Consider the following 18,303-nt stretch of genomic DNA (forward strand, 5'->3'; position numbering starts at 1 on the left):
ACCGATTACCCCGAGGACGAGAAGACAGAGGACGGCACGCGGACGCGCTCGGAGCGGACCGCTACTTCCTGTTCTCTGAACCGCGGTACCACTCATGACCGACCCGCTGCTGCAACAGACACTCAAGGGCGTGTTCCAACTCGCCGTGCCCGAGATCGCGCTCGTCGGCACGGCGTGCGTGGTGTTCCTGTTCGGTTGCGTTTACAACCGGCGGTGCCTGTGGTTCGGTGTTTCTCTGGCCGGTGTCGCTCTCGCCGCGGTTCTCGCCGCAACAGTCGAGACAGAACCGCCGGCGCTCCTCACGGTCGCGCCGCTCGTTCCGGACGGCGCTGCGGCGTTTGTCCGCTGGGTCGCGCTCATAACGGCCGCGGTGCTGCTCTTCGTGTCGTGGGCCGAGGTGGATGGCACGAACGCGGCCGAGTATTACGGCTGCCTGCTCGTTGCCGCCGCCGGGGTATCGTTGGTGGGCCGCGCGAACGACCTCATCACGCTGTTCCTGTCACTCGAACTGCTCTCCATTCCGACGTACATCCTGCTGTACCTACCCGCGCGTAACAAACTGAACCAGGAAGCCGCTGCGAAGTATTTCCTGTTGAGCGTGATGTCGTCGGCCGTCATGCTGTTCGGCTTCAGCTACCTCTACGGGCTGACCGGCAGCACGAACCTGGCTGTTATCACGGACGCGCTGACGAAGACGCAATCCGCCGACGTTCAGAGCCTGAACCCGATGGCGCTCGTCGGTGCGGTGCTCGTGATCGCCGCGATCGGGTTCCGGATCACCGCGGTCCCGTTCCACTTCTACGCCCCGGACGTGTACGAGGGGGCGCCGGCCGGTGTGGTGGCGCAGCTCGCGTTCTTCCCGAAGCTGGCCGGGTTCGTTGCGCTGGCTCGAATCCTCGGGCTCCTCGGCGCGGACGTGCGGCACATTCCGTTCGACACAAAAACGCAACTGCCGCTCCTGCTTTGGATCTTGGCAGCGATGACGATGTGCATCGGGAACGTGCTGGCGCTCCTGCAAGACAACGTGCGCCGGATGCTCGCGTACTCGAGCGTCGCGCACGGCGGGTACATGCTGATGGGCATTGTGGTCGCGAGTTCGCTCCCGGACGCGATCGGGCAACCGGGGATCGGCGGGATCGACGCGCTCCTCGTGTACATCGTCGCCTACGGTATGATGACGGTCGGCTCGTTCGCGGTGATCCTGTACCTCGGTACCCCCGACCAACCGATAGAATCGATCGACGACCTCGCGGGCGCGAGCCAGTCGCACCCGGTCGCGGCCGGCGCGATGACGGTGTTCCTGTTCAGCCTGATCGGGCTGCCGCTCACGGCCGGGTTCGCCGGGAAGTTCCTGCTGTTCGTTGGTGCCTTCAGCGCCCCGACACACACCGCGGAGATGCGGAACCTTTACCAGATCATGGCCGTGATCGCAGCGATCAACGCGGCCGTTGGCGCGTACTATTACCTCCGCGTGGTGGGGGTGATGTACTTGCGGACGCCGCTCCGCCCCGCGACCCGGACCCGTGCGGTCCCCACGTTCGTGGCCGCTGTCACGCTCGCCGCGGCGACGCTCTTCTTCGGGATCTACCCCGAACCGATCGTGCGGGCCGCGCGCAAGGCGGCCCCCGTTCCCGGCGCGCCGGCACAACGGATCACGGCCGAACGCGACACGAAGTAACTCGCCGCTTAGTTCGACACACCTCATTTCGCCCGGCGCCGTTCTGGTGTCGGGCGTTGGTGTTTTCATACGCTCAATTTTTCTGCTGTTCCGCCCAACACTGGTGCGGGGCGGAACCTCTTTGTCGCGCGAGATTTCAGGCGATTCCTATTTGACGCGCGAGTGCAATTGGCCAACCATATTGGCGAGACGATCGGAACGGCCTCGAACTGCGACGCGATCAGAGGACCGACGCGATGAATGGTGACGCCCGATTCACTCGCCGGCGCGTTCTGGAATTGAGCGCGCTCGGCACCGGCTTGAACGGATTGCCGCGTGCGACGGCCGTAACTCCAACGGTTATCGCCGGTCCGAAGCGCGCGATTCGCTCCTGCGTCCTGGTGTTCTTCTACGGCGGGCCGAGCCACCTCGAAACGTTCGACCCGAAACCAAACGCACCGGCCGAAGTGCGCGGCGAGTATCGGGCTATCGCCACTGCCGTTCCCGGGGTTCGGGTGGGGGAACACCTGCCACAAATGGCGCGCGTGCTCGATCGCGTCGCGCTGGTTCGCGGGGTTCACCACCCGATGCGGAACCACAACTCCGCGGCGGCCGAAACGCTCACCGGGCGCACGCCCGCGGGCGGCGACCAGGAACTGCTCTCGGACGACCCGCGCGGCATTCCGACCCTCGGCTCGGCCGTGAGCTTCGCGCTCGGGACGCGCGCCAACAGCCTGCCGTATGTCGCGCTCCCCTACACGATCTACAACGTCGTGCAACTGCCGGGGCAGACGCCCGGGTTGCTCGGCGGGGCGTTCGACCGGTTCCAGGTAACCGGCGACCCGAACGCGCCCGACTTCCGCATCGCCGCCTTCGAGAACACGACCGAACTCGGCGCCCGGGCCGCGCTGTTGCGCGGGCTGGACCGCTCCGCGCTACCCGGTCCGGTCGCACAGGCCGCGATCAGCCGCGACCGCGCCGTGCGGCTCCTGGCGAACCCCGAGGTCCGGCGCCTGTTCGATATTCACAAAGAGCCGGAGCGGGTGCGCGAGCGCTACGGCCGGCACCTGTTGGGTCAAAGCCTTTTGCTCGCGCGCCGGCTCGTCGAGGGGGGCGTGAACTTCGTGACCGCGTTCGACGGGCAGTACAACGGCCAGGACGTGAACTGGGACAGCCACGAGAAACTGTTTTCGCGCCACCGTCAATTGATCCCGCCCGCCGATCAAGCGCTGTCGGCCCTGATCGAAGACCTGGACGCGCGCGGGCTGCTCGATTCGACTTTGGTGCTGGCGCTGGGCGAGTTCGGGCGCACGCCGAAGATCAACGGCAGCGCCGGGCGCGACCACTGGCCGGACTGTTACACCGCGCTCCTGGCTGGAGGTGGGGTGACGGGTGGTGCGGTGTTCGGTTCGAGTGACAAGATCGGTGCGTACCCTGCGACCGACCCGGTTACGCCCGCCGATCTCGCGGCGACGGTGTTCTGGCGGTTCGGGATCGACCCCGCGACCGAGGTGCGCGACCAGACCGCGCGCCCGTTCCGGTTGAGTGAGGGCGACCCGGTTCGCGCCGTGTTTGGGAGCTAACTCACATCAGTGAAGCGCGAGGTTCCTTTGATTCACATCGTCGCCGCGACGCAGGATTACGAAGCCTGGCTCGCCCGGTTCTTTCCGCTGCACGCCCCGGACCTCGCGTTCAAGCGCGAGCGGATGGCCGATCCCAACGACCCGTTCCCGTTCTTCCGGGGCACCTATTATCGCTGGCCCGCGGTGTGGGCCGCGACGTGTCCGGAACTGGTCTCGGCGCCCCGCGTCGCGGGCGTGGGCGACCTCCACGTCGAGAACTTCGGGACGTGGCGCGACGTGGACGGGCGCCTGTGTTGGGGGGTGAACGATTTCGACGAGGCCGACGAGATTCCGTACACGAGCGACCTCGTCCGGCTCGCGGCCAGCGCCCGCCTCGCGCGCAAGAGCGGCGCCCTCGACATCAAAACGAGCGACGCCTGTCGCGTGATTCTTGACGGCTACCGCGACGCGCTCGCGGCCGGCGGCACGCCGTTCGTGCTCGAAGAACACCACCCCGACCTCCGGACCGTGGGGATGGCGAGCGAGCGTGCCCCGATCCGGTTTTGGGCCAAACTCACGAAGCTGCTCGACGAACCGGTGATCGATCCGCCGCCCGCGGCCCGTGACGCACTCGTTCGAGAACTTCCGTCGGACGCGCGGGCGCCCGCGTTCCGGTTCCGCGCTCGCGCCGGTATGGGGAGCTTGGGGCGCCCGCGGTTCGTCGCGCTCGTGGAGTGGCGCGGCGGGTGGATGTGCCGCGAGGCGAAAGCGATCGCGCCGCCCGCGACCGAGTGGGCGGCGGGGACCGCGGAACCCGCGACGTCCAAACTGGCCGAGGTGGTCGAGCGGGCCGTTCGCGCCCCGGACCCGTTCTACCGGGTCGAGGGCGGTTGGGTGCTCCGCCGGCTCGCGCCCCGGTGCTCCCGGATCGAACTCGATCACCTGAAGAAGATCGACACCGGGCGCGTGCTGACCGCGATGGGCGCGGAGACGGCGAACGTTCACCTGGGCACCCCGGGGGCCGCGAGCGCGGTGCTGCGGCACGTGGTGCGGTTACCGGCCGGGTGGCTCGAACGGGCGGCGAAGGACGCGGCCGCTGCGGTGGAACGCGACTGGCAGGCGTGGCGGCAGGCTCGTAACTCCAAAGGCTGACAGAAACACAACCATTTCTAACACGGGCTTGCGTATCGGCGTGCCGCTTGTTCAAATACTCCTCGACTCGTCGCTCGCGCCCCCGGGCCGAACGATTCCTCTAATACGGTATCTCCTCATGCCCGTACTTCCCGTCAATCACTTCACCTGGCAGTGCCTCCGAACGGTCAAGCGGAGCAAGAAGCCACTAACCGGGCGCGCCCTGCGCTTGGTGCCCAGCCGCAGAACCAAGGACGGAAGCTTTTTGACCGAAATGGTTGAGGCGGGGTTAATGATTCGCGCGACCGGAACGGTCGATGATCCCTTTGAAGCGACCTACTCGCTCACGGAGCAGGGCGAGCAGGCGGCCGAATTCGGCGAGTGCGAGATGCCCGTGAAGCCAAAGGTTATTGCGCCGGTCGCGGCCGAGCGCCCGAAGAAACTCAAGAAGGCCAAGAGCATGGGGCGCGGGAGCAAGTAACGCGGCGGTTGAATCCGGGTGCCGGACCGCCTCGTAGCCACGGGGCGCGAACCGGTCCGGCGCCCCCTCGATTCGCGGCACTTCACGGGGGTAGATCGTCCACCGACGAAGACGAGTAACCACCTCCATGAGCACCTCCCTCGTTCCGCCCCGATCTGCCGACCAACCGGGTGGCCACGAAGATCCCGACCACAACGACGGCGACGAGTACCGCGAAGCCCCAATTTTCCACGACCGTTCTCCTCGCGGGTAGTTCAGCCCTTCCACCGCAGCCCGATCGAACCGCTCCTCGTTCCCTTCACGCTACTTCTACTTCGTACCGGGTCGGTGAATCTTCAGTCCGTGACGAGCGCGGTCGTAACCGCGAGCTTCAACTTCGTCCGTTTTGAGCGGCGGTGCCCATCTCGCTCCTCACTCGGTAATGTGGTCCGGGTGCGCGTACACGTTCATGCCGGACGCGCGAAGAAAGCCGACAAGTGTGATGCCGAAGCGTTCGGCCAGTTCGACCGCATACGAAGACGGTGCCCCCACCGCGGCGACGATCGGGATTCCCGCTGCGACCGCCTTTTGTACCAGTTCGTAACTCACGCGCCCCGATACCAGCAGGACGCGATCGGCGAGCGGAACGTCCCCGCGGTCCAGTGCCCAGCCGACGAGTTTGTCCAGCGCGTTGTGCCGCCCCACGTCTTCACGCACTGCGAGGAGCGTCCCATCTGCCGCGAACAAACCCGAGGCGTGGACCCCGCCGGTCCGCGCGAACGTCGGTTGTGCCGCGCGCAGGCGCTCCGGGAGTGCCGCGAGTGTGGCAGATGAAACGGTGAGGTCTGAGCACGAAGGCGTACCACGAACTTCGATCGATGCGATCGATTTTTTCCCGCAAATGCCACAACTGGAATTGCTGTAAAACAGGCGATCGCCGTCGAACACGCGCCGCGAAACCATCAGCCGCACTTCCAGAACGTTTCCGTGCTCCGCGTCGCTTATGTCTGTGGGCCGAGTGATCGAGATGATGTCGTCCGCGTCCGCGATAACGCCCTCGCCGAACAGGAACCCGGTCACCAGTTCCTCGTCGTGGCCCGGTGTGCGCATCAGCACAGTTACTGGCTTGCCGCCGATGCGCACTTCGAGTGGGGCTTCGACCGCGACCGCGTCGGCGCGCTCGGTGCCGGCGCCCTCGTGCCGGAGTGTGCGGACGCGCACGGGCTGGTACGCTTCGCGGTCGTTGGTGTCCCGCATTTGCATCGAACCGTCCTTCGCTCCCAGATGGGAGCGGGCTGACCCGTAACCAGAATCAGTTGGCGCTACGGGCGAGCGTTACTGCGACGAACTTGGAGGTCGGGGTGTTGCTGATGTCCGCGGTGCTGTCGAGCGGGACCAGAACGTTCGTTTCGGGGAAGTACGTGGCACAACAGCCCGGCGGGATGTCGTACTCCACCACGATGAAGTGCGGGGCCACGCGCCGCTCGCGACGGTAGTGACCGGTCAGGTCCACGACGTCGCCGGCGGTGAGACCCGCGGCGTGGATGTCGGCCGCGTTCATGAGCACCACGCGGCGCTCGTGCTTGATCCCGCGGTACCGGTCGTCGAGTCCGTAAACGGTCGTGTTGAACTGGTCGTGTGTGCGGATCGTCATCATCACCAACTGGCCCGGTTCGACCCCGACCGCGTGCAGTGGGTGCGAGGTGAACCGAGCTTTGCCCGTTGCGGTGGGGAACGTGCCCTCGCGGGGCGGGTTCGGCAGGTAGAAGCCGCCCGGGTGTCGCGCGCGGACGTTGTAATCTTGGAACCCGGGAATCACGCGCTCGATCCGCTCCCGGATTCGGTCGTAGTCGTTCGCGAGTTCGCCCCAGGGCACTGCCGAGCGCGCCCCGAGGGTCGCTTCCGCGAGCCGCGCCACGATCGCCACCTCGCTGAGCAAGTGGCGCGACGCCGGCACGAGTGACCCGCGCGACATCTGGATCACGCCCATCGAGTTCTCGGTGGTGACGAACTGTTCTTTTCCATTCTGCGTGTCGCGCTCGGTGCGACCCAAGCACGGCAGGATGAGCGCAGTGCGTCCGGTCACGAGGTGCGAGCGGTTCAGTTTGATGGAAACGTGTACGGTCAGTCGGCAGTTCTTGAGCGCCGATCCGGTGACTTCGGTATCCGGCGTGGCCGAGAGGAAGTTCCCGCCCATCGCGAAGAACACTTTCGCGCGCCCGTCGCGCATCGTGCGGATCGCTTCGACCGCGTCGAACCCATGCTCGCGCGGCGGCGCGAAGTTGAACTCGCGGCCGAGCGCGTCGAGGAACCACGCGGCGGGGCGCTCGAAGATGCCCATCGTGCGGTCGCCCTGCACGTTCGAGTGCCCGCGCACCGGGCACAGCCCCGCGCCGGGTTTGCCAATGCTCCCGCGCAACAGGAGCAGGTTTACCAGTTCCTGGATCGTCGCGACCGCGTGCTTGTGTTGAGTGAGGCCCATTGCCCAGCATGCGATGATTCGCTCGTTGGCCGCGATCAGGTCCGCGAGTTGCTCGATCACTTCGCGCGCGATCCCGCTCTGTGCGGTGATTTGCTCCCACGACGCTTCAGCCAGAGTCGCGGTGAACGCATCGAAGCCGTCCGTTTTTTCGGCGATGAACACCCGGTCGAGGGCGATTCCGCGCTCGACGAGCACTTTCATCACGCCTTTGAGGAGTGCCTGATCCCCGCCGATTCGGACCTGAAGGTAGAGGTCTGTGAGCGGCGTGCCGAACCCGAGCATCCCGCCGACTTCCTGCGGGTTGCGGAACGCCAGCAACCCGGCTTCTTTTAGCGGGTTGATCGCTACGATCTTCGCGCCGGCGCGCTTCGCGGCCTGGAGCGCGGTGAGCATCCGCGGGTGGTTCGTACCCGGGTTCTGACCCAGAATCAGTATGAGTTGCGACTTCTCGAAATCTTCGAGTTTCACCGTACCCTTACCGATGCCGACCGACGGTGTGAGCGCACTGCCCGACGACTCGTGGCACATGTTCGAGCAGTCGGGGAGGTTGTTCGTGCCGAACTGTCGAACGAAGAGTTGGTAGAGGAACGCGGCTTCGTTGGACGTGCGACCGGACGTGTAGAAGAGCGCTTCGTCCGGCGACGCGAGCGCGTTGAGTTCGTCCGCGACGAGCCGGAACGCGGCGTCCCAGGTGATCGGTTCGTAGTGTCGGCTTCCGGGGCGCAGCACGAGCGGTTCGGTGAGCCGGCCCTGTAGTCCGTGCCAGTAGTCGGTCTGCTTGGCGAGTTCATCAATGGAGTGCGTGCGGAAGAACTCCGAGGTCAGGCGCCGGGTGTCCGCTTCCCACGCGATGGCCTTCGCGCCGTTCTCGCAGAACTCGGTGAGCGAGCGGTGCCCGTCCGGGTCCGGCCACGCGCAGCTCGGGCAGTCCACGCCCTGTGCCTGGTTCAGCAAGGTGAGCGCGCGGAGCCCGCGCCGGAACCCGGCAGTGCCGAACACGTGCCCGAGCGACACGGCCACCGCAGTGGCCCCGGCCGCCGCGGACTTCGGCTCCATGAGCTTCAGCCCGGTGAACTCTTCGGGGCACAGCGCTTCCGGAGCGGGTTGCGCTGGCGGGCGGTCTGCGGATCCGCCACTTGTGGAGAGGTTCGGTTCGTGGTCCATGTCAGTCCCTAATCGGGCACGGAGGGTACCTTCTTTTTACCCGGTTCGCGCGCGGAAGGGAATGCGCGGACCGGGTAGTTCGGGTTGACCCGGGTACGAGGGGCGGCTATTCCCCGCGCGTTCGGAAACGCGCGCAAGGATGCCGCACATGTCGCGAATGCTGTTCTCGGGACCGGTCGTTTGGGCCTTCGTGTCGTTTGCGATGCTCTTGGGTTTGTCCGGCTCAGTATCAGCCCAAGACGTGAAATGGCGCACTGATTTCGCCGCGGCGCGGAAGGAAGCGACTGAAACCGGCCGCGCGCTGCTGCTCGATTTCGGGACCGAATCGTGCTTCTGGTGCAAGAAGCTCGACGCGACCACATTCCGCGATCCGAAGGTCGTGAAACTGCTCAACGAGCAGTTCATTCCGGTAAAGATCGATGCCCAAAAGTACCAGCAATTGACCGACAAACTCGGGATCGATAGCTTCCCCACGCTGGTTCTGGCCACCGCGGAGGGGAAAGTGATCGGCCGGCACGTTGGGTTCGCGGACGTCGCGAAACTCACTGCATTTCTGAATAAGGTTCCGGCCCCGGCGCCGGTCCCTGTAGCGGCCGTGGCCCCGATGACCGAGGCCGACAAACAGCGGCGCGCGAAAGAGGAAATCGACGCGGGCCTCGCAGCAGCCCTTCCGCGCATCACAGCCGCCCTCGACCGCTGAGCACATCACGAAACACAGCAATCTCGCAGTCTGACACCCGATCTGTACTCTGCTCGGATTTTGAGGAAATTTCTGGGCGGAGTGAACCGTCTCTGATTAGGCACGGTCGGCTTCGACCTGCGGGAGCTGTGGATTCACGCGAGGACGCGGGGTGCTGATTGCAATGGCCGGCTTGCCCGGTAGTGGGAAAAGTACGCTCGCCTCACGTCTTGCAGAGGCTCTCGGTGGTGTGGTGCTGAGCAAGGATGTGGTTCGGGCCGCACTCTTTGCACCAAGTGTGCTCGATTATTCGGCCGCGCAGGACGAAATCGCGATGTCCGCGGTGTACCGTGCGGCCGACTACATTCTCAGGGCCGATCCGGGGCGCGCCGTCTTTCTCGACGGGCGCACGTTCAGCAAACCGGGACAACTCGACGCGCCAATCGCCCTGGCTGCGTCGCTCAACCAGCCGCTTCAGGTTATCGAGTGCGCGTGTTCGGATACTTTGGCTTGTGCTCGACTCGAAGCGGACCACCGCGCGGGTACGCACCCCGCGGGGAACCGCACGCCGGAGATGTACGCGGGCGTGAGGGCCGCGGCCGTACCGCTCACCGTTCCGCGACTCACGCTCGATACCGGCGCGCTTTCACTTGAAGATTGCGTGAGCCGGGCGCTCGCGTACCTTTCTCGCCACTGAGCACCCGCGTACACTCCCACTAAGTCGCACCGGCTCCTAACCGGAGGTTCACGTGTACCGTTTCGCTGCAATCGCCCTGATTCTGTCGGTCCCGACCGTTCGCGCCGCGGACTTCGAGAAAGAGAAGGAACAGAACTGGCACCACTGGCGCGGGCCGAACGCCGACGGCTCCGCTCCGCGCGCGAATCCGCCCGTGAAGTGGGACGCGAAGACCAACATTTCGTGGAAGGCGGAGCTGACCGGGCGCGGGTCGGCCACGCCGATCGTCTGGGGCGACCGTGTGTTCGTTCTGACCGCGGTGAAGACCGACCGCAAGGCGAAGCCCGAAGAGATGCCCAAGCCGGACACGCGGTTCGATGTGAAGACCGATCCGCCGACGAACTTCCACAAGTTTTTCGTGGTGTGTTTCGACCGGGCCAACGGCAAGAAACAGTGGGAGAAACTCGTTGCCGAAATGGTTCCGCACGAGGGGCACCACGCGACGCACTCCTACGCGGCTGGTTCGCCTACCACCGACGGCAAGTTCTTGTACGTGTCGTTCGGGTCGTTCGGAACGTACTGCCTGGACTTCGACGGCAACGTGAAGTGGGAACGCACGGATTTGGGGCGCATGCACACGCGGCTCGGGTGGGGCGAGGCCGTCACGCCGGTCGTGTACGGGGACGCGCTGCTCCTGAACTTTGACCAGGAGGCGGATTCCAAACTGCATTGCCTCGATACGGCCACCGGCAAAACGAAGTGGGTGGTGAAGCGCGAAGAGAAGACCACCTGGTCGACGCCCTATGTCGTCGAACACGGCGGGAAGACACAAGTAATTACGAACGGCACGACGCGCGTTCGCAGCTACGATTTGGCGACGGGTGCGGTCATCTGGGAATGTGCCGGCATGACCGTGAACCCGATCCCGTCCCCGGTAAAGTTCGGCGATTCGGTCATCTGTGTGAGCGGGTATCGTGGGTACATGGCTCTCTCCGTGCCGCTCGCGTCTACCGGCGACCTCGGCACAAAGGGCAAAGTGAACTGGCGCTACGCGGCCGGGACGCCCTACGTGCCATCGCCGGTTCTCGTCGGCGATTCCCTCTACTTCACTCAAGCGAACGACGCACTACTCACCGTACTCGATGCGAAAACGGGCAAGGCCATTGTCGAGAAGGAGCAACTCCCAACCGTGAGGAGCTTCTACGCTTCGCCGATCACGGCCGCGGGCCGCGTGTATTTCGTCGACCGTAACGGGGCAACGGTGGTGCTCAAGGCGGGCGACAGTGTGGACGTCCTGTCGGTGAACAAGCTCAACGACCTGATTGACGCTTCGCCCGTCGCAGTGGGCAAACAGTTGTTCTTGCGCGGCGAAAAGTACCTGTACTGCATCGAAGAGAAGTGAATGGAAGTTCCAGAGTTCCAAGTTCCAGAGTTCCAAAAAACGAAGTACGGCGCTTCAGGTTTGGAACTGCTGGAACTTGGAACTCTGGAACTCTGGAACTCTGGAACTCTGGAATGGGGAACTTTTAAGCCGGACGAACGGGGAGCACGCACGCGGGGCGGAAGCCGACCCACTGGTTGCGCCGGGCGACCGAGAGGTTCCGGCGGTGGTTGCTCTTCATCGATTCTGCCGATGTGCGCAGGTAGCACGCCCCACGAACGCCCGTCTCAACTGTTTCGCTGGGGCCGGGGACCGAAACGACCGGGTTCAGGGGAGGGAAATCGCCGATCGCGGCTTTCGGCGCTGCGGGTTGGCACCACTCCGAGACATTCCCGGTTAGCTCCTCGCAGCCGTAAGGCGAGCGGACGTGTGAGAACTTGCCGACCTCGCACGTAGAGGCGGCTTCTACGTGCGCGAGTTTCTTGTTCCCGAACGCTCCCGTACCCCACGGATACGGTCGCCCGTCGGTTCCGCGTGCGGCCTTCTCCCACATCCATTCTGTCGGGATCACCAACCCGGCCCACTTGCAGTACGCGAACGCATCGAACAGCGACACGAACGTGACCGGGTGCTTCTCCTTACCTTTGGGCGGGCCGGTGCTGGTCCAGTTCGAGAGGTAGGCGTCGTAGTCCGGGTGCGCCTGATCCGGCTCGTAGCCGGTTTCGGCGATGAATTGAGCGTACTGTTCGTTGGTGACCGGCCACCGCGCGAGTGAGAACCCGGCGCAGTAGGCGGATTCGCCCCCCGTCCCGTAAGTGAATTTGCCCGCGGGTATCCAGATCATCTGCGAGCCGTCGATCGGGTTCACCCAGCTCAGGTTCGCGCGCGTCGTGGGGTCGGTGTGCTCACACGGCTGGACCAGTTCGTGGTCGCGTGCGAAATCCATGACCGCGTGCGCGTCGGAATTGGTGGACGCCGCGGTAACGATCTTCCATGCCGCGAGCGCACGGGCCGCGCTCGCTTTCTTCTTGGTGAGAGCTTCCAGTTCGCCGATGGCCTTTGCGGACGGGAACTGCGCACCGTCGTCCGCGCTCGGAGTTTCGTCTTCGTCGTCGGGTTTCATTCGTCACCCGCTTTCGCGTCCGGTGTTTCGTCGCTGTCACCGATCGGTCCGCCGAGTAGCTCGTTGACGCGGCGGAGCAGGGCACCGCCTTGCTCGGGCTGCACCATGTTGAGATAGGCCGCGATCCCGCGCAGGTATTGCGTGAACGCCGCGACGTTGCCGTTGAACTTCGGGTGCCGCTTCGCTTGCGATTCGATGTCCTGCGTGGCGCAGTTGTGGAGGATCGCACGCAGCTCGCGCCGCAGTTCGCGCGGCACCCGGAGGGCGTCGTTCACCACGATCCCGGTCACCACTTGGCGCTGGGAATCGCGAATAACGCGGAACTTCTCCTGGTTCACCACGAACCCTTCGTGCTGACACAGTTGATCCACCCACCAGCGGAACCGCCCGAGTTTCAGTCCCTCCGCCTTCGGGAACGAAAAGGTGAGATCGTCCGCGTAGCGCGTGAACGTGCCCTTGTTGGCTTTGGCCAACCCGGTGAGGCGCGCGTCGAGCCGCCGGCACACGAGGTTCGAGATCGCGGGGGAGGTGGGCGCGCCTTGCGGGAGCGTCGCGGTGCCCCATTGCGTGGGGTCGGGCGTGTAACAGCACAGGCGCGCGAGTACAGGGGCGACCTGTTTGGCTTCGTCCTTCGTACCAAACATGCAATTATCGACCGGGTACCCGAGGCTCGCGAACAGCCCCATCACGCGGAAGTAGTGGATCGTGGGGAAGAAGTCCTTGAGGTCAAATTTTACGATCAGTTCCGCGCCGACGTGGGGCGTCGCGTTGCTCACGGTGGAGCGCCCGTTGACGAACCCGTGCGCGGCCGGGTGCGGCGGAATCTTGCTCAAAATGTGCTTCAGAATCTGCTTCTGCACCCACTTCAACTGTTTCTTGGGGGCGCAAATCATCCGGTCGGTGCCGTCGTGTTTGGGAATCGTGTGCGTGCTGTACGGGCCGTTATTATGATCGCTCGCGAGCAGGAAGAACCCGAGCTGGTTCGGTGATTTGATGTTCAGTAGCTTCCGCACGTCCTTGAGTTTGCCGAGGATCGGCACTCCGCTACGTTCCTGGGTGCGCGTGCCGGGCTTGTGCCGGGTGATCTTCAACTCCTCGCTCGGGAGGAGCCACCCCGTCGGGTTCCAGTCGCCGTCCTTCTGGGTGGGGACGGCGACTTCTTCGATTTTCGCTTTGCGCACGGCCCGGATCACGGTCCGGCGCACTTCCATGTCCGCGTCTTTCGCCAGGCGCCGGAGCACGCGGGCGCAGGCGCGCTCCGGCAGGTGCTCGCGGGCGTAGCGAACGAATTCGAGTCGGGCCTTTTTGTCGGGGGCTTCGAGGAGCGCGTCGAATTGCGTCCAAATCAGCTCGTTCGCCCGGTTCACGGCCGGTTCGTAACTCGCGAGGGCACGAACCCGATCGAGTGCGGTGTGGAGCGCCTTGAACGTTCCGGGTAACTTAGCGCAGTGCTGTTCGATGGTCGCGATCAGGCCGGCGTCGGCGTCCGCGTTCGCGGGTAGTGGCAGGAGCAGCCACGCCGGGGCGGATCGTGGAGCGGACATTGCGAATCCTCTTCGTACCCTCGATAAGTGCATAGAAGGTAGCCCACTCCTCGCAATATCTCAAGCACCGATGCGCGTTCCAAACGATCACCCACTGGCCCGCACCTACACCCTGCTCGACCCGGACCTGAACACGGCCGCGGCCGAGTCGTTTCGGGGCACAACAGAAGTGACCGAACGGGAGGGGTTGGTCGAACTGCTGCTGAACCGCGAAACGAGCGCGACTGCAGCGAGCGCGGCGGTTCGGAGCCTCGAAAATGATGATTCATCGATCGTGCGCGATGCGATTGTGCGCGCACTAAGTAGCCCGCACCCGAGTATTCGGATTCTGGCCGCGGGCGAGGTGGTTCGGCGAAAGATGGTCCCCGGCACGAGTCGGGAACTGGTTCGGCTGCTTACCACGGACCCGTTTTGGCAGGTGCGCCGGGCGGCTGTGAACGCACTGGCTGAAGGTGAGCAACGCGAACTGTTGGTACCCGCATCGAACGATCCGCACTGGCGGGTGCGTTACGCACTCGGACAGTGGCTCGAAGAATGGGGGCGCGATCTGGGTAACCGGGAACGTGTGCTCGGTCTTCTACTCACCCCCGCACCACACGCGACCCGACTCTGCGACTACCTGCTCTATAGCTGGACGGGCGATGTACCCGCCGAGCGAACCACGAACGATCCGCAATCGTGGTGCCCGTTCTGGGACTGGGATCCCGCGGTACTCGCGCGGAACCTGGAACTGCTCGGCCAGATCGGTCGACGCGCCGTGCTCAACACGCTCGTTCGCCTCGTGAACCACCCCGACGAGCGCGTTCGAGCATGGGTGATTCTCGCGCTGCGTGAAGACGGTACCCCGGAGCAATGGGAGGGGGCAATCGGCTCGCTCGGCGACCCGCGTGAAGACACCGCGCCCGTACTCGATGCACTTACGCGGGGCGTCGAACTCGATCGCATTGAAGAAGTTGCGAAGTTTATTCTGTGCCGTCCATCCGTGCTTCCGCCTGTACTCGAAACGCTCCCGGGGTATTCTCAGATAACTGCGCAAGCATGGGCCGCGGCGCAGGCGGGTGAAGCGTTTCCCGCAGAAGATGTCCGCGCGGAATTGGAGCGACTGAAGTCCGATACCCCTCCGCCAAACCCCTATGTCGCGCCGCCATTTGTACCCGATCACCCGCACGCACGCGCCGCGGCGCTGACGCCCGATCGTGCCAAAGAACTGGTTGAAACTCCCTCGCTCGAAACGTCCTGGTTCGTGCTATCACGGGCCGCGAAGATGTGTCGCGTTCCGGTGTGGAAACTCGCCCCCGAAACATCCTGGAAACCACCCGTAACTCCGCGTGTGGCTGCGGAACCGCTGGCATTGCCACCAATCACGCTCGTGCGCCCGCGACAAATCGGACCCGGCGGGCCGATCGTATCGCCCCTCGGCGTGTCCGGGCACTACGGCTTGCCCGTAGAGGGGTACGTGCGGGCGGCGGAGCAGGGGGTGAACCTGTTCTTCTGGGAGCCGAACTACGCCACGCTCACGCGGTTCATGACGCGGCTCTCGCCGAGCGATCGGCGCGGGGTCCACATGCTAGTGGGCACCTTCGAGGCGGACCCGGCGAAGATCCGCAAAGACGTGGAGCGTGCCCTCCGCAACATGAAGCTGGAACGCCTCAGTATCTTCCTGATCTTCTGGACGCAGTCGTGGCGCAGGATCACATCGGACGTGCGCGAGGAACTCGAAGCGCTTAAACGGGATGGCTTAGTGCAAGTGTTCGGGCTCTCGACGCACAACCGCGGGATCGCACGCGACGCAATCATTGAAGGCTGGAACCCGGTTATGGTGCGCCACAGCGCCGCGCACCGGAAAGCAGAAACCGAAGTGTTCCCGTTCGCGCAAGAACGCGGCACGTCGATCTTCACGTTCAACAACACGTGCTACGGCCGGTTGCTCGATCCGTCGTTCCGTCCGAGTGATTGCTTCCGGTACACACTGAACACGCCCGGCGTGTCGGCGTGCTTCACAGCACCGTCAACGATGGAATACCTGGAAGAGAACCTCGACGCACTTCGCAATCCGGAACTGCCCGACGACGTGCGCGAACGACTGCTCAAACGCGGTGAGTGGATGTACCGCGAAGACACGATCTTCCGCAAGACGGTCCGCGCAGAAGTGTGAAGAAAGACGGATTGGCCACAAAAAGGCACAAAGAGCACAAAAGAAGACCGAGAGCAGAGGGCAGAAGACCGAGAGCAGAGGGCAGAAGACCGAGAGCAGAGGGCAGAAGACCGAGAGCAGAGTGGTTCGAGAACACGTGTGCCACAGACACTCCATCGGTTACTCTGGAACGCATGCTACTCGCACTTACATTCGTTCTCGGTACGGCGTCGGTAAATGATCCGTTGGCGTCGTGCGCGTGGGTGCGTGCGGAGAACGACGGTGCGGGGAGCGGGTTCGTCGTTGACGTCCAGAAGCGCCTGCTCGTCACCTGTCGGCACGTCGTCGCGGACCGCAAGAAGGTCGATGTGTTCCTCCCCTGGTACCGTGACGGGGAACTCGTTACGGACCGGCGCGAGTACCTTCGTAACCGACCGAAGCTTCGCGAAAGCGGGTTATTCGTTTCGGGCATGGTGCTGAAAACTTCGGACGAATTCGACCTCGCACTCGTGGAGCTTGAATCACTTCCCAAAGGTGCGAAAGCCGTTGTATTTTCGGCACGAGTACCGCAAACGGGCGATTGGCTTCGCGTGATCGGGCACCGGATCGACATCGATACGATCTGGAACACGACCGTCGGCCCACTGCGCACGAGCGGCAAACTCTCGGACGGATACTTCTGGCGCGGGAAGAAACTCGCGCTGGGGGCGAGCGCGCTTGTGGCTCAATTCTCCACGGACGAGGGCGATTCCGGCGGACCGGTGTTCAACGCGCGCGGTGAAGTCGTTGGCATGGATTGCGCATTGCGCCGAGCATGTCCGCTCGCGGCTATCGTGATCTCGGCGAGTGACATCCGGACCTTCCTGAATGCACCCCCGAAGCAGGTCCGGGACGCTGAACCAGTCGTGATTGCCGAGGCGCTCACGCGGGCGACCGTGTGGATTCGGCCCACGGCGACTGACGTTCACATGGCTGGCGCGCTGATCGAGAAAGACCTTGTCCTCACGTGCGCGCGCGGACTGACCGTGATGGATCGTGTCGGCGTGGCCCTTCCGCTGCGCGATGGTGATCGTTGGGTGAGCGAGCGCGGTGCGTATCGCGACCCACTCGCGCTGCACCTTCGCGCCGCGTATCGCAGCGGTGTCGTTCTCGCACGCGACGCGACACGCGATCTGGCCCTCATTCGACTCGATTCCGGTTCGGACCACATGAAACCGCTCTCGCTTGCGGCCCGCGTGCCGAAGCCGGGCGATGCGCTCCACGCGATGAGTCACCCCGGCGGGTTGGAGTTCGCGTGGGTGTACGCTAACGGCTCCGTTCGGCAGCGCGGGCGCGTGACGCTGGATGTCGGCGAGAAGGCCCCTGCGGTGAACGTGCTCGTGGGGCAGTTGCCTGCTCAGGCGGGCTCTCCGGGCGGGCCGCTGGTGAATGTTCGCGGGGAACTGGTCGGGGCGCTGGCATCGCGCGAAGGGGCGCAGCAAGTCGGGTATGCTGCAACAACGGACGAGATTCGAGCGTTTCTGGATGTCGCGTTGCGTGATCGTCCCGCGCGCACGCTAACCGGCTTGCTCGCCTGCATTGAATCCATCCCCGCTCACCAAGCGCGATTACTTGCCCGCGGATTCGGTCTGCGGGCGGAACACCACCGGTCTGCGGGGCGGTTCGCAGAAGCGAAACGCGACTGCGATCACGCGGTGATGCTCGACGCCAGTTGTGTGGAAGCGCGTCTCTGTCGGGCGCGCATGTTCGAGCCAGAAGCGGCATTAGCGGAACTCGATACGGCCGTTGAGAAGGGACCGTTTCACCGCGACGTTCTGGTCCGCCGGGCTGTACTCGCGATTGGCACGAAGGATTTTCGTAAGGCACGCGGGGATCTGGAGCGAGTTCTGGATGTGTACCCCGCGGACACCGACGCACGCGAAGGATTGGCCCGCGCGTTTTTGGGGTTGGGTGATGACACCAAGGCCGCAACCGCGTTCAGCGACTCGGTGCGAACAGATTCCGGCCGGATCAAGTCGGTCGCGAAACTGGTGGCCAACCACGCGGACGTACTGGAGCAAAAGTTCCCCAACTCGCCGGGTACTGCGTCGGAATGGCTCACGAAGGCACTCAACACAATCGAGAAGGGGGCACGCGACCTGAAGACGCGGCGCATGATCGCTGATCTGCTCAAGTCCGCGACTTCTGCGCAGAACGATCGAGAACGGTTGAAACTCTTGCGAGCGGGAATCGCCGAACTTGAGGCGATTGGCGGAGTAGAACCGATTCCGAAGTGAATCGGGCACCTGGTCCGGCGGCCGCGGAACGGCC

General features: G+C 64.5%; 13 protein-coding genes. 9 read left to right on the forward strand and 4 right to left on the reverse strand.

The window, feature by feature from the left end:
* The first annotated feature begins 94 nt into the window (after nt 1-94).
* The 4 genes from VT84_RS15170 to VT84_RS15185 all read left to right on the forward strand — a co-directional run bounded on the left by VT84_RS15170 (nt 95) and on the right by VT84_RS15185 (nt 4,831).
* Nucleotides 95-1,678: an NADH-quinone oxidoreductase subunit N gene (locus VT84_RS15170; RefSeq protein WP_082840142.1), complete on the forward strand. Its 1,584-nt coding sequence runs from the start codon at nt 95-97 to the stop codon at nt 1,676-1,678.
* Nucleotides 1,679-1,914: 236 nt separating this feature from the next.
* Entirely contained in the window at nt 1,915-3,240 is a 1,326-nt protein-coding gene (locus tag VT84_RS15175; RefSeq protein ID WP_082840143.1) for a DUF1501 domain-containing protein, read from the forward strand.
* A gap of 27 nt (nt 3,241-3,267) precedes the next feature.
* Nucleotides 3,268-4,371 carry a DUF2252 family protein gene (locus tag VT84_RS15180; RefSeq protein WP_157469513.1) on the forward strand — a complete coding sequence of 368 codons (1,104 nt, stop codon included), beginning with the start codon at nt 3,268-3,270 and terminating at the stop codon, nt 4,369-4,371.
* Between the two features lie 118 nt (nt 4,372-4,489).
* Nucleotides 4,490-4,831, forward strand: a complete 342-nt coding sequence (locus VT84_RS15185; protein ID WP_052557637.1) for a hypothetical protein — start codon at nt 4,490-4,492, stop codon at nt 4,829-4,831.
* A gap of 411 nt (nt 4,832-5,242) precedes the next feature.
* Here VT84_RS15185 and fdhD read toward each other — a convergent pair whose 3' ends face one another.
* Both fdhD and VT84_RS15195 read right to left on the reverse strand, forming a co-directional pair.
* Nucleotides 5,243-6,067 carry a formate dehydrogenase accessory sulfurtransferase FdhD gene (fdhD, locus tag VT84_RS15190; protein ID WP_082843301.1) on the reverse strand — a complete coding sequence of 275 codons (825 nt, stop codon included), beginning with the start codon at nt 6,065-6,067 and terminating at the stop codon, nt 5,243-5,245.
* A 55-nt stretch (nt 6,068-6,122) separates the two neighbouring features.
* Entirely contained in the window at nt 6,123-8,456 is a 2,334-nt protein-coding gene (locus VT84_RS15195) for an FdhF/YdeP family oxidoreductase (protein WP_082840144.1), read from the reverse strand.
* Between the two features lie 148 nt (nt 8,457-8,604).
* Here VT84_RS15195 and VT84_RS15200 point away from each other — a divergent pair, with 148 nt between their 5' ends.
* The 3 genes from VT84_RS15200 (at nt 8,605) to VT84_RS15210 (ending at nt 11,213) form a co-directional block, all read left to right on the forward strand.
* A complete protein-coding gene (locus tag VT84_RS15200; protein ID WP_162271715.1) occupies nt 8,605-9,156 on the forward strand; it encodes a thioredoxin family protein in 552 nt (183 codons plus the stop codon).
* A gap of 151 nt (nt 9,157-9,307) precedes the next feature.
* Nucleotides 9,308-9,832, forward strand: a complete 525-nt coding sequence (locus VT84_RS15205) for an AAA family ATPase (RefSeq protein ID WP_082840146.1) — start codon at nt 9,308-9,310, stop codon at nt 9,830-9,832.
* Nucleotides 9,833-9,884: 52 nt separating this feature from the next.
* Nucleotides 9,885-11,213 carry a PQQ-binding-like beta-propeller repeat protein gene (locus VT84_RS15210; protein WP_082840147.1) on the forward strand — a complete coding sequence of 443 codons (1,329 nt, stop codon included), beginning with the start codon at nt 9,885-9,887 and terminating at the stop codon, nt 11,211-11,213.
* A 124-nt stretch (nt 11,214-11,337) separates the two neighbouring features.
* Here the strand turns inward: VT84_RS15210 and VT84_RS15215 are convergent, their stop codons facing one another.
* Both VT84_RS15215 and VT84_RS15220 read right to left on the reverse strand, forming a co-directional pair.
* Complete coding sequence (locus tag VT84_RS15215; RefSeq protein ID WP_082840148.1) at nt 11,338-12,315, reverse strand: formylglycine-generating enzyme family protein; 978 nt, start codon at nt 12,313-12,315, stop codon at nt 11,338-11,340.
* A complete protein-coding gene (locus tag VT84_RS15220) occupies nt 12,312-13,859 on the reverse strand; it encodes a reverse transcriptase domain-containing protein (RefSeq protein WP_162271716.1) in 1,548 nt (515 codons plus the stop codon). Before VT84_RS15220 ends, VT84_RS15215 begins: the two co-directional genes overlap by 4 nt.
* A gap of 70 nt (nt 13,860-13,929) precedes the next feature.
* Between VT84_RS15220 and VT84_RS15225 the strand changes: the two genes are divergently transcribed.
* On the forward strand, nt 13,930-16,014 hold the full coding sequence (locus tag VT84_RS15225) for a HEAT repeat domain-containing protein (RefSeq protein WP_082840150.1): 2,085 nt from the start codon (nt 13,930-13,932) through the stop codon (nt 16,012-16,014).
* A 173-nt stretch (nt 16,015-16,187) separates the two neighbouring features.
* Nucleotides 16,188-18,269: a serine protease gene (locus tag VT84_RS15230; RefSeq protein ID WP_052557623.1), complete on the forward strand. Its 2,082-nt coding sequence runs from the start codon at nt 16,188-16,190 to the stop codon at nt 18,267-18,269.
* Nucleotides 18,270-18,303 lie beyond the last annotated feature (34 nt).

The sequence above is a fragment of the Gemmata sp. SH-PL17 genome, from assembly GCF_001610855.1.
In the GTDB taxonomy this organism is placed as follows: Bacteria; Planctomycetota; Planctomycetia; order Gemmatales; family Gemmataceae; genus Gemmata; species Gemmata massiliana.

What these genes read in the sequence shown, in the direction of transcription:
- VT84_RS15185 (WP_052557637.1), top strand. Translation starts at nt 4,490, where the DNA reads ATGCCCGTACTTCCCGTCAATCACTTCACCTGGCAGTGCCTCCGAACG.
- VT84_RS15225 (WP_082840150.1), top strand. Translation starts at nt 13,930, where the DNA reads ATGCGCGTTCCAAACGATCACCCACTGGCCCGCACCTACACCCTGCTC.
- VT84_RS15230 (WP_052557623.1), top strand. Translation starts at nt 16,188, where the DNA reads ATGCTACTCGCACTTACATTCGTTCTCGGTACGGCGTCGGTAAATGAT.
- VT84_RS15170 (WP_082840142.1), top strand. Translation starts at nt 95, where the DNA reads ATGACCGACCCGCTGCTGCAACAGACACTCAAGGGCGTGTTCCAACTC.
- fdhD (WP_082843301.1), bottom strand. Translation starts at nt 6,067, where the DNA reads ATGCGGGACACCAACGACCGCGAAGCGTACCAGCCCGTGCGCGTCCGC.
- VT84_RS15220 (WP_162271716.1), bottom strand. Translation starts at nt 13,859, where the DNA reads ATGTCCGCTCCACGATCCGCCCCGGCGTGGCTGCTCCTGCCACTACCC.
- VT84_RS15200 (WP_162271715.1), top strand. Translation starts at nt 8,605, where the DNA reads ATGTCGCGAATGCTGTTCTCGGGACCGGTCGTTTGGGCCTTCGTGTCG.
- VT84_RS15195 (WP_082840144.1), bottom strand. Translation starts at nt 8,456, where the DNA reads ATGGACCACGAACCGAACCTCTCCACAAGTGGCGGATCCGCAGACCGC.
- VT84_RS15175 (WP_082840143.1), top strand. Translation starts at nt 1,915, where the DNA reads ATGAATGGTGACGCCCGATTCACTCGCCGGCGCGTTCTGGAATTGAGC.
- VT84_RS15215 (WP_082840148.1), bottom strand. Translation starts at nt 12,315, where the DNA reads ATGAAACCCGACGACGAAGACGAAACTCCGAGCGCGGACGACGGTGCG.